At 29.6% G+C, this 18,363-nt stretch carries 12 protein-coding genes; 7 read left to right on the top strand and 5 right to left on the bottom strand.

Annotation, left to right across the window (positions count from 1 at the left end; translation table 11 throughout):
* Window positions 1–61 precede the first annotated feature (61 nt).
* From D1817_08375 to D1817_08395, 5 genes are all read left to right on the top strand, one after another.
* A complete protein-coding gene (locus D1817_08375; protein AXT19897.1) occupies window positions 62–2,020 on the top strand; it encodes an AAA family ATPase in 1,959 nt (652 codons plus the stop codon).
* A 22-nt stretch (window positions 2,021–2,042) separates the two neighbouring features.
* A complete protein-coding gene (locus tag D1817_08380; GenBank protein AXT19898.1) occupies window positions 2,043–4,337 on the top strand; it encodes an amidohydrolase in 2,295 nt (764 codons plus the stop codon).
* A 242-nt stretch (window positions 4,338–4,579) separates the two neighbouring features.
* Window positions 4,580–5,218, top strand: coding sequence for a hypothetical protein (locus D1817_08385; GenBank protein ID AXT19899.1), 639 nt, complete (start codon window positions 4,580–4,582; stop codon window positions 5,216–5,218).
* 9 nt (window positions 5,219–5,227) lie between these two features.
* Window positions 5,228–6,463 (top strand): hypothetical protein, encoded by a 1,236-nt coding sequence (locus D1817_08390; GenBank protein ID AXT19900.1) that lies wholly within the window; start codon window positions 5,228–5,230, stop codon window positions 6,461–6,463.
* Between the two features lie 49 nt (window positions 6,464–6,512).
* A complete protein-coding gene (locus D1817_08395; GenBank protein AXT19901.1) occupies window positions 6,513–7,046 on the top strand; it encodes a hypothetical protein in 534 nt (177 codons plus the stop codon).
* 76 nt (window positions 7,047–7,122) lie between these two features.
* On the opposite strand, the gene D1817_08400 is transcribed toward D1817_08395, so the two are convergent.
* Window positions 7,123–8,163, bottom strand: coding sequence for a hypothetical protein (locus D1817_08400; protein ID AXT19902.1), 1,041 nt, complete (start codon window positions 8,161–8,163; stop codon window positions 7,123–7,125).
* Between the two features lie 227 nt (window positions 8,164–8,390).
* Between D1817_08400 and D1817_08405 the strand changes: the two genes are divergently transcribed.
* Entirely contained in the window at window positions 8,391–10,085 is a 1,695-nt protein-coding gene (locus D1817_08405; protein AXT19903.1) for a hypothetical protein, read from the top strand.
* Window positions 10,086–10,157: 72 nt separating this feature from the next.
* The gene (locus D1817_08410) at window positions 10,158–11,258 is read left to right on the top strand and encodes a PDZ domain-containing protein (GenBank protein ID AXT19904.1); all 1,101 of its coding nucleotides are present in this window, start codon (window positions 10,158–10,160) and stop codon (window positions 11,256–11,258) included.
* A 119-nt stretch (window positions 11,259–11,377) separates the two neighbouring features.
* Here D1817_08410 and D1817_08415 read toward each other — a convergent pair whose 3' ends face one another.
* From D1817_08415 to D1817_08430, 4 genes are read right to left on the bottom strand one after another with little or no spacing between them, the layout of a single operon-like run.
* A complete protein-coding gene (locus tag D1817_08415; GenBank protein ID AXT19905.1) occupies window positions 11,378–12,577 on the bottom strand; it encodes a DUF4249 domain-containing protein in 1,200 nt (399 codons plus the stop codon).
* Between the two features lie 10 nt (window positions 12,578–12,587).
* A complete protein-coding gene (locus D1817_08420) occupies window positions 12,588–14,381 on the bottom strand; it encodes a hypothetical protein (GenBank protein AXT19906.1) in 1,794 nt (597 codons plus the stop codon).
* Window positions 14,369–15,571, bottom strand: a complete 1,203-nt coding sequence (locus D1817_08425) for a DUF4249 domain-containing protein (protein ID AXT19907.1) — start codon at window positions 15,569–15,571, stop codon at window positions 14,369–14,371. Before D1817_08425 ends, D1817_08420 begins: the two co-directional genes overlap by 13 nt.
* A gap of 16 nt (window positions 15,572–15,587) precedes the next feature.
* Window positions 15,588–18,362: a TonB-dependent receptor gene (locus D1817_08430; protein AXT19908.1), complete on the bottom strand. Its 2,775-nt coding sequence runs from the start codon at window positions 18,360–18,362 to the stop codon at window positions 15,588–15,590.
* Window position 18,363: the final 1 nt, after the last annotated feature.

Consider the following 18,363-nt stretch of genomic DNA (forward strand, 5'->3'; position numbering starts at 1 on the left):
ATCAAAGTAAATTAAAGGAATAAACTAATTCATTTTACTTATAACGATGAAATAATAAAACATGGAACACAACTCAACTTTTCCCATAAAGCAAACAGAATTAGATACACTTAGAGATGAAGCTTCATCATATTTAAAAAGTGTACAATGGGAACAAGGACAGCGTGCTAAAAATAAAGAAAAAGATAACAAAGATGAATCAATACTTTTATATTTATCAAGAGCTAATAATGGTAGTAATGTAGAAATTACATCTGTTTCAAAAACTATTTTAGCTTTAAAAAAACGATTATTACCCGACTCGATAGCAATTCCTATTTATTTAAATCAAACACTTTATGCTGTACAAGAAGGTTTAACTTTGGGTGTTTGGATTAAAGATAGTTATTACGATGCATCTGGATTGTCGAGTTTAAACGAACGAAAATCAACTTTAGATAACGCTGGAAAGAGAGAATTTGAAAGTAAAATGCATACGGCTACGGCGTTTATGCTATTCTCATCTGCATATTTCATTCTTAATTATTTAAAACCATATGCTTCGGATGACTTAAGTGTTATGAAAAACAAGTTTGCTGGAATCCCTGAAATATCTTTAATGTCGCCATTAAAAGGAATTTCTTGCAACCTATTTTATTATGATAAATACTTAGATCATCCAGAAATTATTAAAACAGATAAAGATGTTATAGATTTTACAGTTGTTTATTTTGAAGGATTAATAGATGAAATTCAACTTCGTAAAAGTAGCTTAGAGTATACAGAAACAATTACAGATAGAACTTATAAATTAGAAAATTCAGAATTTGCTATCTCTGGATGGGAAAATGTTTTTGCTGGAACTGCAAAAAGTGTTGAATTTAATAAAATTCAATTTGAACAAATCGTTGGTAATAAAGATGCGAAACACTTTGCTCGTCGATTAACAGAACGTTTATTGAGCTATGATTTTGAAACGAAGCAGAATCCATTTCAAGAATTAGGAGGTTTTATGCCTGTATTTATGGGGTACGGAATTCCTGGTACAGGAAAGAGTATGTTAATTGCTGCGATTGCAACACGATTAAAAGAACATTGCGATAACTTGAATATTCCATTCTTATTCCACCCAATGCCAGATACTTTAATTAGTACATTTCAAGGAGGTTCAGCCGAAAAAATGGTAGAATGGATGAAACCAATGCAAGATCCTTCAAAATTAATTTTCGCTCCTATTGATGATGCAGAAAATAATTTACAAGAACGAACAACTCAAGGTGTATCGGCAGGAGTTAAAGAAGTTATAGGTGTGTTTTTAAGATATACAGAAGGCGCTTATGCTGTAAATTATGGAAATAGTTCTATAGGTTTATTTACTAATTTACCAGAGATGCTAGATAAAGCAGTAATTTCTCGTGTACAAGGGCGATTTAAAATTGATGGTGCACGAAGCGAACACGATTTTTTAGATCAAGATTATTTATGGTGGAATAAACTAAAAGAAACGATGCCAGATTTTATCAATATGAAAGATCCAGAAAAATATAATTATTTAGACGATCAAGGGTTGGCAAAGAATATGGGAGAAATTCTAAACATTGTAGAAAAACCTACCGAAGAACGTGTTTTGGAAGTATATGATAAAATAGTTGCTAAACATGGTGCTGATCATCATCTGTTTTATGCAAACTTATATAAAGACATGCAAAAAGCATTTCCGTTTTTCTCATCTAGAGATGTACGTAATATACAATCAGCTATTTCATTACGATTAACAGATTTTGATTTGGAAGATGACTGGTTTGATAATCCAGAAGTGTATTTTAAACAAGATTATAAGACTAAATTTAATATGCTTCAAGAGTTAATGAAATCTAATATGAAAGGTCTTGATTTTTCTGAAATAAGACGTCAAGAAGTGGTTCGATATCTAGATAATGTAGCAACAATTGCTGATACAGATTTTAAACGTAAAGTAGATGCGCGTGTCAATCAATTAAATATTGATATGGAAGCGAGAGAGCAATTTGAGAAACTTTAATAAAAATATAAACCATTCCTAAATGAGAAAATACGCCTTATTAATTTTATTCATTGTTTGTATATATAACAGTTTTGGACAAGAAGAAATAGATACAAATAACACATCAATCAAACAAACAATTGAGATTTTAAATAAAAATTATAAAAAAGTAAAAATTTCAAGCTTTATTAAGGTAAAAAGTCAAAACACTCAATCTTTCGCATTGCTGTGGATTAATGAATTAAATGCTAATAATGAATCACTACAATTTATTACTACCCCCAGTGATGATTATATAAAAAAAGATTTTTGGGATGAACATACACTGGAAATTGATATTAAAGAAGGTTCAAGTAATTTAGCTTTTGGAGTTTTAGTATATGGTTCTGGTGAATTTTATATTGATAATTTTACAATAAAAGCACAAACAACAGATGGAGAATGGGAAGAAATAAAAATTGAAAATGCGTATTTCGATAAAGAAATTAATGATAATAAAATCCCTTCTTGGGTAGAAGGAATTTCTAATAGAGGTTATAGATCTATCAATTATAATTTAAAATCAATAGACTCAGAATTAAGTAATACAGATAATAAAGCTTTATTAATTGAAAATATAGAGAAAGAAATTGATCTTTATCCTGATGTAGTAGTCAATAGTAAAAAAATAAATACCAATGGAGAATCTATTCTCATAGAAAATATAAATGTTATAGATGTTATAAATGGTAAAATTGAGATTAAAGATGTCCTGATTTCTAATGGTGAGTTTTTAGAAATTTCTAAAAACATAAAGCCGAAAACCGAATATAAAATAATAGACGGAAGTAATAAATGGTTGTCTCCAGGAATGGTAGATGGTCATATTCATTTATTTCAATCGGGAGGACTATATACCAGACCTGATGTTATTGATTTGACAAAATTTTATAGTTATAATAAAGAACGTAAATGGTTAAAACGCAATGCTGCAGATATATTAAAAAGATATTTAAGGTTGGGAATTACTACAGTTATAGATGTAGGTGGGCCTATGACAAATTTTGAAATAAGAAAAAAGTATTCTGATTCAACTTCTTACCCAAATTTATTCGTTACGGGTCCTTTAGTATCTACTTATCAACCTGAAGCGTTTAAAATTGATGATGCTCCAATAATAAAAGCGAATACACCAGAAGAAGCTATTAAGTTAGTAAAAAAACAATTGCCTTTTAAACCAGACTTTATTAAAATATGGTATATCAACACCTCGGAAGAAGATGCGGAGATGAATTATAAAATAGTTGAAGCTACGATTAATGAAGCACATAAAAATAAATTGAAAGTAGCTGTTCACGCTCAAGAATTAGAAACAGCGAAAAAAGCTTTAATTGCAGGGGCAGATATTTTAGTGCATAGTGTAGAAGATAAGACTTTGGATTCTGAATTTATAAAATTGGTAAGCTCTAGAAATGTAATTTATATGCCAACGCTTATTGTTAGTGGAAATTATATAAAATCTTATGGAGGTAATGTTAATCCAAGTAAAGAGGATTTTAATTTGTCAAATCCTATACCTTTAGGTTCTCTATACGATATTAAAAGAATAGAATTAAAATCAATATTTAAGAGTTATAAAAATTTAGCAGATGAGTCAAAAGAATCTAATGATGCTACAGAAGCTATTATGGATAAAAATTTAAGGATAGCTGTAGAAAATGGATTTACAATAACAACAAGTACTGATGCAGGTAATATGGGCACACTTCATGCAACTTCTTATTATGATGAAATTCAAGAGATGAAAGAAGCTGGTTTAAGTAATTTGCAAATTTTAAAAGCATCTACTATTAATGGAGCAAAAGTATTAGATAAAGAAGATATTTTAGGAAGCATAGAAGAAGGAAAAATGGCTGATGCTATTATTTTAAAATCTAACCCATTAGAGGATTTAAATGCATTAAAAGATATAGAATATGTTATAAAAGGTGGTAGTGTTTTTCCAAAAGATGATATTATAAAAGATACACCAGAAATATTAGTTCAGCGTCAAGTCAATGGATATAATGCAGGAGATATTGATGCTTTTTTAGAGCCTTATAGTGATGATTTTGAAATATATAATTATCCTAATGAATTATCAGGAAAAGGAAAAGAAGAATCAAAGCAGGGATATATAAACTTATTCAAAAACAACCCTAATCTACATTGTGAAATAGTGAGTAGAATGGTTTTAGGAAATAAAGTGATAGATCATGAACGTATTACTGGTGTTAGTCTAGAGCCATTTGAAACTATAGCTATTTATGAAATTGAGAAAAATAAAATTATTAAAGTAACTTTTGTTCGCAAATAAAAGTTTCAAATCAAAAGGTGTAGTTTATATAGAAGTGAGTTAAATAAAATAATACTTATACCTCTTAGTTTAAGAAAATGGAAAGAAGTATTGCCGAACATAGAGAAACATGATATGAATATAGATGTTTAATAGCTTAAAAAAAACGAGTTATTGCTTAAGAGAAAGCAAACCGTACACGTTAATCAATTAAATATTGATTTGAAAGCGAGAGAGCGATTTGAGAAATAGAAATTAATTGTATGGAAAATAATCAAGAGAAAGTTCAAAAAAGTAAGGTTAAATCTAATTTTGAGATTCAAGACTACTTGTCAATTGGTTATATATTTCTATTGATATTAGGAGTTTTTTACGAAACTATTTACTATAAATTTTTAGGAATAAATATTTTAGAATACTCCTCTGTATTAGATGTTTTAATTAGCCCAGTTTCAGTTATTGCTAAAACCCCTTTCTTATTAATTATTATCATAATTGCAATTGTTATAGGTTTAATATATGCTAAATTCTTACCTAAATATTATAAGCGACTAGCTAAAAAAGAAAAATATCAATCAGGGAAACATAAAGAAAAATTAGTTAAAGCAAGTGCTCAAGTCGAATCTAAGCAATTCTCTATTATAATGCCAGTTGTATTTGTGTTTTCAATGTTCTTAGGTTTAGGGATAGGAAAAGGAATAAAAGGAAAAGAAAAAATTAATTCGGAAGAAATAAAGTTTACTCACGAATTAGTTTTTGAAGATGGAGTACATCAAAATATAAGAATGTTAGGAAAGAATAGTTTATATATATTCTATATATCTAAAACTAAAGGAGAATTATCTATCTCACCCATTGATGGAAATATAAAAACGATTAAGAAATTAAAAAAAGAAGATTAGTTTTAAAGTATGCAAAAACTAAAGGATGCCAATTTATATAGAAGTGAATTAATACCAATTAGTGGTAAACTCGTTGAGCGTTATAACGAATGCCTAGAATCTTTAGGATTTAAACCTACAACACTCGAAACGTTTTCTATTGATGCAATAGGATGGAGTCCTGAAATAGCTGAAGAAAAAGGGGATAGGCAGTATCTTAATCATGGGGATGCAAATCCTCATGGAATAATTATTTCTCCACTTCAGAAAAACAAACCCGTTCATGAACCATATCATACTTTTGATAGGGAAATGATGCAACATGTTTTTAAAACATATGAAGCTAAGATTAAAGATATTACTCGTAATAGTGCTATTAGTATAGATTTTGACCAAGGAATAGATGCATTTTATGATCCATTAGATATTTTAAAATATGAGCGAATTGCAATAAGTTTTAGGTTAATTGGAGATTTAGATAAAATACAAAAAAAACAATTAGAACTTATAGAAACCTTTAATAAAGGTAATAATTTTATAGATGAAAATCTTCATGAGCAATTGCTTAAATCTGCTAAAAAATACGGAGATTTAAGGTATAGAACATTATCATTAGATACGATATATTACGAGACTGATTCTTTTTTTACGAAAGCATTTAATGGTGTTTATGTACTACGTGATTTTATCACTCCAATCTTAGTCTTTGAAGATGAACAATGGTATAAAGAAGCTATAAAAGACACAACTTATGATGTGCTTATGTATCATATTTCTCATCCAGAATTAATGACCAAGTTACGAGATCATATGATCGTTGAAGTTAATTTAGAAGCTGAAGTTAAAACAGATCGTTATGAACGTATTAAAATGTTTATGTTTCATGAATATATAAAAGAAAACGAACACCCTATACGTGATATATTAACAGATAATGTGCTTTTTAGACGTTATTTGAATAAAGTAGATGTGAAAACGCTTAAAAAAATAAATGGAGTAGAAATCTATTTAGAGCGATTAGAGCGTAGTAATGCATTTAAAATTCAAGATTTGGTAGAAGAATCTTTTTATTTTGCTTTACATCGCCCACACTCGTCATTAACAGTAAAACATCAAGACTTACTTTGGAGACTTTTAGTAAATGTATCGCCTAAAGATGTATTATTTCTATATTGGTATGATAAAGAAGAGTTTTATACACGTTATAATACTTGGGACGATTCTTTAAAAGAATGGGTTATTGAAATAATTCGTAACAATATTTAAGAATTATAGACATATATTATAGAAGTGTTTATCAATTAAACTTAATAAAATGGGACTAGAGTTAATTATATTTATTGCATCAATACTATTTGGAATATTATTATATTGGAGGGAATCTAATGGTAATAACCTGTATCGTTTTGTAAATAAAATCGTTAATTCTAAAGAATTACAAATGAAACCTGAAGATAAAACAGGATTTGTATTTCAGCAAAAATTTATATTAAGATTAGTATTTATTTCGTTTTTATTTTTAATGGTTATATTGATACTTCAATTTTTAATACCATTAGGGTTTGATTATAATACTGTCTCAATATTTGCATCTAGTATTTTTGGAACACTAGTGGGAACTTATGTTGCTAATTTTGTAATTAAGTCTGGAAAAGTAATTGAGAAAAAAGGAGATTCTTTATCTCATATTGTTGAAGATGTTGTTGAAAAGGGGAAAGGTTTTATTGAAGATTTAAAGTCAAATAATGAAGATGGTGTTGAAGATATAAAAGAAGAAGATACTCAAGAAACACCTAACCCAAATCAAAAAAGTGCTAGAGAACGTTTAAAAGATAAAGGGTTGATGTGATTTATAACTCCCGATTACAAAAAAACGCATACAATAACAAGTTTGCGTTTTTTTGTTTTTATGATTATAACCCTAACTAACGTGTAATAATAACTAAACCTTCTGTTCTGTCTGCTATAGCAATATGCGTTAAAGAAGCTGCTACTCCTGTTGGTTGAGTTAAAGTCGCTTGTAAAGATCCAGTAACAGTAGCGGTAGATGGATCAATAATATCTACATCATCATTCGTAAGTCCTATTACAAAAAGTGATGTACCATCTGTTCCTATATTTATAGGCTCATATGGGAGCGGAATTAATGATAAAGCGTTATTATTATCTAAATCAATTACTTCTACACCACGAGCTGCAAAACTTGCAACATATAGTTGATTATCTAAAAACTCACTTTCTATTGGGAAATTTGCAGGGCCTACAGGACTTTGAAATGTACCTGTATATTGCCTTGGAGTTAATACGACAGCTTGAGGAGTTGCTAATACTTGTCCGCTAACATCAAACTCTACTATTTGTATGGCCCAATTTGCAACTTGTCCTATATCTTGAGAATAAAATGCTTTAGCTCCATTAGCAGTAGCAGTAACATGTACGTCAGGATTACCAGTAATATTATCTACAACAGGTATTCCATCTGTTACCAAAGAAATAGAACTTGCTGTATAATTATATATTTGAGTATCTGAATTTGTTGAACCTCCAGAAACTACTAAAATTCCATTTGCAGCAGATAATCCAGAAAATATATTAAAATTTGTATTAGTTGTTGCAACTACATTAGGTTGCATTGGATTGTCGAGATTCAAAACTTGAAGTAAACTCCCTGTTTGTGTAAATAGTTGTTCAGTACTTGTATCAACAGTAATGTCATCGGCCGAAATATTTAATAAATTACGCTCCAATGTATTAAGATTAACAATTTCTATTTCTCCACCACATGCAGCATATGCAAAATCATTAAAGATAACAACATTAAGGCATCCGTTAGTTGCTAAACTAACATTGTTGTCAATAGGAGGATCATCATTCGTTACTTGATTATCACTGTCATCTGATGAGCAAGAAATAAAAACGGTTATCGATAGAAATAAAACAAGAAAAGAAGTAAATTGTTTAAACATAGCTTTTTACTGATAAGTCTGTTAATTCAGAGTTAACTAACACTTTAATTAAGAGAATTTTATAAATAACGCAAGTAGAATTATAAAATTGTAAAAACTTGTCTGTAGCGTTCATAAAAGTTTTGTTATTTTTATATGAAGTTAATTAGTAACAATATACTGAATATAGATACTAATTAAGTAGAATGAGTAGTGATAGGAAATTGTTAATAATCAAAAGATAAAATATGTTAAAGCGCTATTGGCAAAAGGGTAAGAAGCAAAAAAGAATTTTAGTTAGCCTAGGAATAGTAGCTGTATTGGCTTTATTCATTCTTAGAGACGATTATCAACCTGTATTATTATTTATTCGTAAATTTTTATTTATTATTCTTTTAAGTGGAGTTATTCTTTTTTTAGGACTTCGAAAATTCAGATCATCTGCAAGTACAGGTAAGCGCTTAGGTATTTTAGGGATATTACTTTTAATTTTTGGGATATTTTATATTGCTGGATGGCGTTATAAAATGTATGATTATATGAAAACGTATAATGTTTTTAACGATTTAAATAAAATAGAAATTAACGAGTTACCATTAACTCAAAATGAGAGAATCCAACCTTTACAAAACATATTTTCTATGGCTAATGAGAGTGTTGGAGAGACTAAAGATGTTTCTCTGCCACACCTAGTTAGAGTAGATAATGAGAATAAATGGACGATGGCTATTCAACCTTCAGAGAAGTATATATGGCAACGCATTAGTGATAATACTGAAGAAGTGTTTTCAGTATCTAGTACTTCTCCTTTCCCGAGATTTTCAAATGAAAATAGAATTCCAGTTACGTTTTCTATAGGAGAATCTTTAAAATTTAGTAGAAATACGTACAATGCAGTAGTACAACGCTTTGGATTATGGAAATTATTTAATTATGAGCCAGGCGATGTTTTCTATATGAAAAATGATAGTAATGAATGGGTAGAAGTAGTGAGTTTAACAAAATGGAAAGGTTTCTTCTTTCCATATCCAACTTTTGCCGGAGTGATGGTAATAGAAAAAGGGGATCATAATTTTAAAGATTATTTGGAACGTATTGCTATAGGAAAAGGAACATATATAAGCCCTGAGGATATGAAAAACTATCCATTTTTACAGCGTCAAAATACATTAAGTGAAAAAGTATCTCGTATCCAAGCAGAGTCATTAAAATTTTTAGCTGGATTTAGTGATCCATTACCTTGGAATATGAAAACAGCTGTAAAGATTCCTGATTTGCCAGAAGATCAAAACCCACAACCTTTTGTTACAGATTTTGATTTTTCTGATAGCTCTTCTAATGCTTATAGCGGATTATACCATTGGTTTGGATTGGAGCCAGTAGGAGAGGAGCGTACAAGTTTAACCTTTAGTGTGTTTATACCTGCAGACGGAACAAACAAATTATTCTATTATGACCATGCTACAAAAAAGCAAGGTTATGCAGGTGTATCTGCCATGCCATTAAAAGTTCAGGAATCAAGAAAAGAATATGATTGGAATGTAAATGCACCTGTAGAATTTAGACCTTATATTAAAGAAATTGCTGGCAGAAAACGATTATTCTTTTTAGGTACGGTATCTGCTAAAAACGAATCCGGCCAGTTTGATGGTGCTGCTACTCCAGATTTAGCACTAATAGATAGTGAATATCGTGATGTGGTATGGATTGATGTAAAACACCCGAGCAAATGGGATGAATCTCTTTATAATCAATTAAACGAAGCTTGGAGATCAAGCGAAGGTATTGGGTATTATTATGCATCTGATACAATACCAAAAATTGATGTAAATAAAATAGCTGTCGATTCACTAAAAATCCTCCCTAAAACTGAAGAAAATAAACTTCAAATTCAAGCTTATCAACGTAAGATAGATTCTTTAAAAGCTCTAGAATCAAATTAATGTTATTTTAAGGTGATGTAAATTTATAGGTTATTCTCGACTAAATTTTAGTAACTTATAAATTATACAATCATGAATAAAATTTTTGTAATTATTATTAGTTTACTTTTTACGGTAAACTTTATGTTTGCCCAAGAAATCAAACATGCAACACCCAAAGTAAGGGTTACACCAAGTAATATATCTGCCAAAGAGAAACAAAATATTGGGTTATATAAGAAAGTAGTTCAATCTGTTGTAACTATTCAAACGGTATCTGATAAATATACAGAGAGAGGTACAAATAAAAGCCAAGGTTTAGGTTCTGGAGTTATTATCTCTGGAGAATGCCATATACTTACTGCTGCTCATGTTGTAGATGGAGCCAAAGAAATATATGTGAAAACCAATGATGGAAAACTACGAGAAGCTTCTATACTTTTTAGTGAGAAAACAGCAGATATTGCTCTACTAAAACTTAAAGTTCATGATGCTAATTTAGCACATGCAAAATTTGGAAATTCAGATGCTTTAGCAATCGGTCAACAAGTATATGCTATAGGTAGTCCATATGGCTTAGAGAACTCGTTTTCTACGGGAATCATTTCGGCATTTAGAAATTTTAATACATTATATGATGGTACAGTAGGAGTAGAGTTTATACAAACTGATGCTGCAATTAATTCTGGAAATAGCGGCGGCCCAATTTTTAATTCATCAGGTGAAGTTATAGGTATTGCTTCAAGCATATTAACTGTTTCTGGTGGATTTCAGGGAATAGGTATGGTCGTTGCAATTAATACAGCTAAAGATCTACTATCTTTTGAAGGTAGACCTTGGATTGGTATTGAAGGAAATTTATTGACAAGTGAGAATTTTAAAGAAATTTTTAATTTAGACATCCCTGGAGGTATTTTAGTTCAAAAAGTTGCAAAATCTAGCCCAGCTGAAAAAGCAGGTATTAGGGGTGGTAATATTTATGCAAAAATTAATAACAGAGAAGTTTTACTTGGAGGAGATATTATTTTACAAATAGGGAGCCAAGTAACTTGCCACACAGATTGTTTGATTCATTCAAAAAATGAATTAAACACAAAAGATAAATTAGAAATTAGATATTTAAGAAATGGTAAAGAATATCTGACAACAGTTGATATATCTGAAGTTAGAAAAAACTTTTTAGCATTAGATTAATAATTTCGCTTACTCAATTTTGATGATATAGGAGCTCCATTTTTTTATTTGAACTGAAATATGATTTAATATAATTGTCATCATTAGATTTAAATAAAATACTTTATGATAAACATTAATTAATCAATCCAAAAATCAGGCTCTATATTACTCCCTAATATTGTACAATCTCCGCATGCTGCCGTAACCATAATAAATGGACCTCCAGGCTCAATAAGCGGTTCCTCTTCATTAATATCTGCAAATGTTAATCTTCGAGTTCTGATTGTATTAATTAACCCTGATTCTAATAAAGGAGCTTCTACTTCACAATTTGTAATGTAATCTGGTAATGGTTGAAATGGATCTGGAAATATATCTCTATAGTTAAAAAAGATTCGCTCCTCTGAAACTGAGGACACATCAAAAAAGCCTACTACATTTTCGTTAGGATCAGTTACCGAAATCATATTTCCAGCTAAGAAACCTGGCTGAATTTGAGAAAATAAACTTTCTGAACTAGAGAGCTCATTAAGAACTCTATAAAATGTAAATGATTCTAAAGATTGCACAAATTGTTTAACGAGTATACTGTAACGACTTCGTATAATAAAATCATCTGAAGGTATAAACCTGACAAACTTATTTAATACACGGTCTTCAGAAAGATCAGTAGTTTCTGTTTGGATAATGGTATTGGATTTTATGGTGTTATAGCAAACCCTTTCTTCTCGGGTTCTAAAAATCAAATCAACATCAGGAGGGTTTTCAGAAACAATTATTAAATCTCTAGAAACCCAATTAGGGGCAATAATTTGATAAGTCTCTTCATATTCATAACGGTATAACCTAGAGTTTCCTGTAGGATCAAAACTAGAAACCTGTATGGATAATCCATCTACTCCTTCGTTCTCATTTGAATCTTGAATGGCTATAACTTCTTCTATTTCGGAAGTGTTAGCAGTAAGTGTAACTGTTTGAGACTGGTATTCTCTTCCATTACTAGTTACGATCATCAGTTGGTACTCGTTATTTGGTACAGCGTTAAATTGTGTGGTAGAAACATATTTTCCAGGTTCAGTTTCTTGAAAAAGAAATATATTTTGTAACCCATCAATAACATGAACATCTGCATTTGATTCGGGTAAAGGCCCATCTTCTTCAAGCATAAACGTTCTTGTTAAGCTTATTTCTTGATGCTTAAATTCATTGGTAATGGTAGCTTCTACAACTAACGCATCTTCAAAAGTAACACTTTCAATTTCAATTGGTTCAACACAACTATTTATTATAAGAGCTATAAAGATTATAAAAAGAGAAAACGTTTTTATTTTTTTCATAAATTAATGCTTACTCAACTGTAATAATATCTCTTATTGTTATAGGAACTCCATTTTTAGTAAAACCTTCTATACAAATTTCGTAATGACCTGTATTATCTGAAGTAAAAAAAGTCAATTGAGTATCTTCTTTATTTAAGTTTAAATTTGGCTCCCAAAATAATTGACTTCTGTAATCAGGAATACGATTTTGAGCATCATTATCAGCATAAACTTGATTAAAATATTTTTTGTAAGCTACAGGTTTTAATAACTTGATATTTTTTATGTAATCTTCAGAAGAGCGATTTTTATTTTTGTAATAATCATTATTGATAGTTTCCATTGAAATTACTCCTTGAAATAATTTTGAACTATAAATATATTTGTCTCTAACAACACTTATTTTTTTTATGGTACGTGCATCAAAATCTATTAAACTACCATGGTCTTCAACCAATAAGCCATCTACAAGTATTAAAGTTGGTAAATTAGATCTATTATAATTATAACCCTTAAGATTAAAATCGTAAGTATCACCATTCTTGTTAATGGATACATCTTTAATAATTTCAACTACAGTTTCTCTGATAGTTGGAAACCTAGTGTAATCATCTAAAAGATATTCTTCTGCTAGTTCACTATAAAAAGGAATCTTTAATGATGTCTCTATGATACTATCTTGTTTATAGGTAGCATATGCATTTTCTATTTGATTATAAATACTACGTTGTAGAATAATATCTTTTAAGTCAAAATTAATTTTGAAACTATTAAATGTCAAATGATTATAATCGATAGGTTTTTGTTCGTTTATAATAATTTGGAATTTTTCTTTTTCATCACCAATAATTTGAAAATTTGCATAGGTGTTATTATTATAATTTTCATCTATGTTAAAATAAAAAACACCTTTATCATTAGTATTAGCGACCTTAAATAAATATTGTTCTCCAGGAATGGATAATCCAATTTTAATATTATGAGCTCTAGTTTGGGTAGCTTTATATATAACATTACCTGAAATTAGATTTCCTCTAAGTTCGGGTAAAAACGAAGGTGTGTTTTTTGTTGAGATTTGATCAATATTGCTATTTCTATTTAAATCCGTATAAGATTCGCTTGTTATTTTCTCTACAGTTTTTAAAGGATATATTTTTTTTACAGATATAGAATAATTTCCAAAAAGCGTACTATTGTCAAAATTGATTAGAGTTAAGGAAACCTTTTCTCTTTGTTTAAATGATTTCTTATTAAGCCTTAATGATAAATGTTGATTAGCGGTTTTTATACGATCTTTAGAGTTATTATTTGTAATGCTTGCAGAAAATGAAGGTATAAGGGTGTCATTGCTATTAAGAATAATGTCTTGATTGCTTTGAAAAGTATTTATAATACTAATATCTGCTTGAAATAAATTATTTTCGCCTGCATTTCTCATCCATTGTGTATATGCAATGAGTTTATAATTTCCAGAAAGAACAGAAACAGGAATAAAAAAATCCCCTTGCCCAACTCCAGATTTTAAATTAACCTTATGTTTAAAAACAGACTTTTTATCAGAGGATATTAATTCGATATAAGCAATTTTACTAATGTTACTAGTTTTATTTGTATCTGCGTTTAAACAATAAACTTTGTAATAAATATTTTCTCCATTAAATAAAAGAGATGTATTGTAATGAACATATATTTTTTCCTGAGGAATTCTATTAGCTTCATAACTATCTTGCTGCCCATGGCTAAAAAGGAAGTTATTAAAAATAACGATTGTTAAAATCAATATATATTTTTTCATCATTATAACTTTAATTAATCTATCCAAAAATCAGGTTCTATATTACTGCCTAACATTGTACAATCTCCGCATGCAGCCGTAACCATAACAAATGGCCCACCTGGAGCGATAATATCTCCTGGGACGTCGTTAGTATCCACAAATGTCAACCTTCGGGTTCTAATCGTATTAATTAATCCTCCATCTAATAAAGGCGCATCTACTTCACAACTTGTAATATAATCTGGTAATGGTTGAAATGGATCTGGAAATACATCTCTATAATTAAAAAATATCCGCTCCTCTGAAACTGAGGACACATCAAAAAAACCTACTACATTTTCGCTGGGATCAGTAACCGAAATCATATTTCCAGCTAAAAAACCTGGTTGAATTTGAGAAAATAAACTTTCTGAACTAGAAAGCTCATTAAGAACTCGATAAAAAGTAAATGATTCTAAAGATTGCACAAATTGTTTAACTAGTATACTATAACGACTTCGTATAATAAAATCATCTGAAGGTATAAATCTAATGAGCCTATTTGATACACGATCTTCAGAAAGATCAGTGGTTTCTGTTTGGATAATGGTATTGGATTTTATGGTATTATAACAAACTCTTTCTTCTTGACTTCGAGGAGCAACATCTACTTCAGGTGGGGTTTCAGAAATAATTATAGCATCTCTAGCGCTCCAATTTGGTGCAATGATCTGATAAGTTTCCTCATATTCATAACGGTATAATCTAGAATTTCCTGTAGGATCAAAACTAGTAACCTGTATGGACACTCCATCTAAACCTTCAGTTTCGTTTGAATCTTGAATAGCTTTAACTTCTTCTATTTCGGAAGTGTTAGCAGTAAGTGTAACTGTTTGAGACTGGTATTCTCTTCCATTATTAGTTACGATCATCAGTTGGTACTCGTTATTTGGTACGGCATTAAATTGCGTGGTAGATACATATTTTCCAGGTTCAGTTTCTTGAAAAAGAAATACATTTTGTGATCCATCAATAACACGAACATCTGCATTTGATTCGGGTAAAGGCCCATCCTCTTCAAGCATAAATGTTCTGGATAAATTTATCTCTTGATGCTTAAATTCATTGGTAATGGTAGCTTCTACAACTAACGCATCTTCAAAAGTAATGCTTTCAATTTCAATTGGTTCAACACAACTATTTATAACAAGAGTTGTAAAGATTATAAGAAGAGAGAAAAATTTTATTTTTTTCATAAAATAAAAATGATTACTAAAATTTTAAATTATAAGTTATTGTTGGTACTGGAATAGAAAATATTGAACTTTGCAAAGCTCTTATTTCTCCATTATCGGTTACAAAAAATACTGAATATGGATTGTTTCTTCCTAAAACATTATATATAGAAATATTCCAGAAACTATGTGCAAGTTTTTTTATTTTATGATTTCCTTCAATATTTAACCCAATATCAAACCTATAGAAATCAGGAATCCTAAACTCATTACGATTACTAAATATGACTCTTTCTGCACCATTAAAATTAAAACTACCAACAGGAAAAGTTACAGGTCTACCAGTTTGATATACAAAAGTGCCAGAAAGACTAAATCGTTTTGTTAATTTATAATTAGTTACTAAACTAACATCATGGGGTTTATCAAAATTAGAAGGAAAAAAATCTCCATTATTAACACGTTCTTCAGCAAATTCACTATCTAATTGTATCAAAGAACGTGAATAGCTATAGCCTAACCATCCATTGAGACGCCCTTTATTTTTTCGTATTAAGAACTCAACACCATAAGCTTTACCTTTTCCTTGTAAAACTTCAGTTTCTATAGCTTCATTTAGTAATAATTGTGCACCAACTTTATTATCGAGTATGTTTTTAGATCTTTTATAAAACCCTTCAAGACTAAACTCATATGTATTACCGTCTAAGTTTTTATATAACCCTAAAGAGAATTGTGCTGCTTGTTGAGGTTTAATATTTAGGTCAGATAGTTTCCATGTATCTGTAGGCGATACAGTAGTATTATTAGATAGCGTATGAATGTATTGATATGTATTATTAAAACTAGCTTTTATAGAATAATCATTACCTAATAAATACCTAGCTGAAGCTCTAAATTCTGGACCTCCATAAGTTTCAATAACTTCATTTTCTTGAAAATTATCTGTTCTAATTAAAGTCCCTTGGTTTCTTGGCAAGCCGTCAGTATAGACTCTTTGAGCAAAATTGTCTGAAGCACCTAATGAAGCATAAAAAGAATATCTAATCCCTAAATTTAATAGAAGTTTTTCATTCACTTCAAAATTATCCGAGATAAATAAAGCAGACTCTAAAGCTCTTTCTTTAGGGATTTCTAAAGATTCAACTATAGATTCTGTTCCTTTTGGATCAATATTTCCGGGATTAACGTTATATAATTTGCTAGAGATGCCATAATCAAACTTATGAGCATCACTATATAAATATTTGAACTTTAATTTTAATTCTGTTTCTTCGACGGTATACCCTAAATCAAAATTCTGATTTGAATTTCCTTCAAATTCAATATTGAATTTATATTGACTATTGGCTACAATAAGACTCCCTGAGTTTTTATCGTTAAAGGTATGATCCCATTTTAGAGTCGCTAATCTATTTGTGTATCCAAAAATGGTATCTGACGTAATACTAAAATCATCATTGCTAAAATATCCAGTAGCTTCAACAGTATTTTTTTTGTTAATATCATGGCTATATTTAGCAATAAAATCATAAAATGAAGCTTGACTATTTTGTAATGAAGGCTCGTCCAAGGATCTTAAAATCCATTCAGAATATGTTCCTCTACCTCCAATTAATAAAGAAGATTTTTCCTTTATTATAGGTATTTCTGCTGTAATATTACTTGTAACAGGGCCAATTGAAGCTTCGGCTGAGATCTTTTCTTTGTTTGCACTTTTTGTAGTAATATCAAAAACCGATGATAGTCGGCCACCATACTCTGAAGGAATATTACCTTTATATATATTAGCACTACCTGTAGAAAATGGATTTATCGCAGAAAAAATACCAAAAAAGTGAGCAGGATTATAGATAACACCATTATCTAATAAAATGAGATTTTGGTCTTCTTTACCACCTCTTACATTATACCCTGACGAACCTTCACCTGCAGTTTTTATTCCAGGTAAGGTAGTAGCTACTTTTAATATATCTCTTTCACCTAGTATTAGTGGAATATTTTTGATTTCCTCAATTTTTATTTGAGTAACACCGCCAATAGCTTCTTTAATATTTCTATCTACATCTGCCTCGATAACGATTTCATCTAATAATTCGGTATCGTCTTTTAAACTCAAATCTAAGGTGCCATCGTTATATAAAATAACTCTTATTTTTATGTCAGCTACTCCTAATGCTGTGGCTTCAATTATATTTGAACCAGAAGGTAATTCTATAGAATAAAAACCATTACTATCTGTAATTGCACTAATCGTCCTGTTTTTTGCTAATACTGCTACTCCAGAGAGAGCAGCATTTGTATTTACATCACGGATATAACCAGATAGTGTATAACTTCTGTTTCTAGTACCTCTTTTTTCTTTACCTATTCTAAAGGTTTGAATAACTTCATTTTGAGTGCTATTATTTTCTTCTACATATGTAGTAGTTTCTGGAATATCACTTTCAACAATTTCATTACTACTTTTATTTTTAAAAAATGCATTAGGTAAGGTATCATAAATTAATGCGCTTTGTGTTAAGATGATTTTATTGTCTGGAGTTATATAATAGTTTATAATTGTTTTATTAAAGAGGTCATCAAGAATATCATTTAAAAATACATTGTCATACTTACCAGAAATAAGAGTTTTGTCAAACCAATTTTCAATAAAATAAAAGCGATAACCTGATAAGTTCTCGATTTTTTTAATAATATCAACTCGTGTAGAATTTTCATATTCGATAGAAATCCTTTTTTCGTTTTCTATATTTTGAGAAAGAAGTAAATGAGAACTTATACAAAATAATAAAAGTAAAAAATACTTCATC

It is taken from the genome of Flavobacteriaceae bacterium (genome assembly GCA_003443635.1).
Lineage (GTDB): Bacteria > Bacteroidota > Bacteroidia > Flavobacteriales > Flavobacteriaceae > AU392.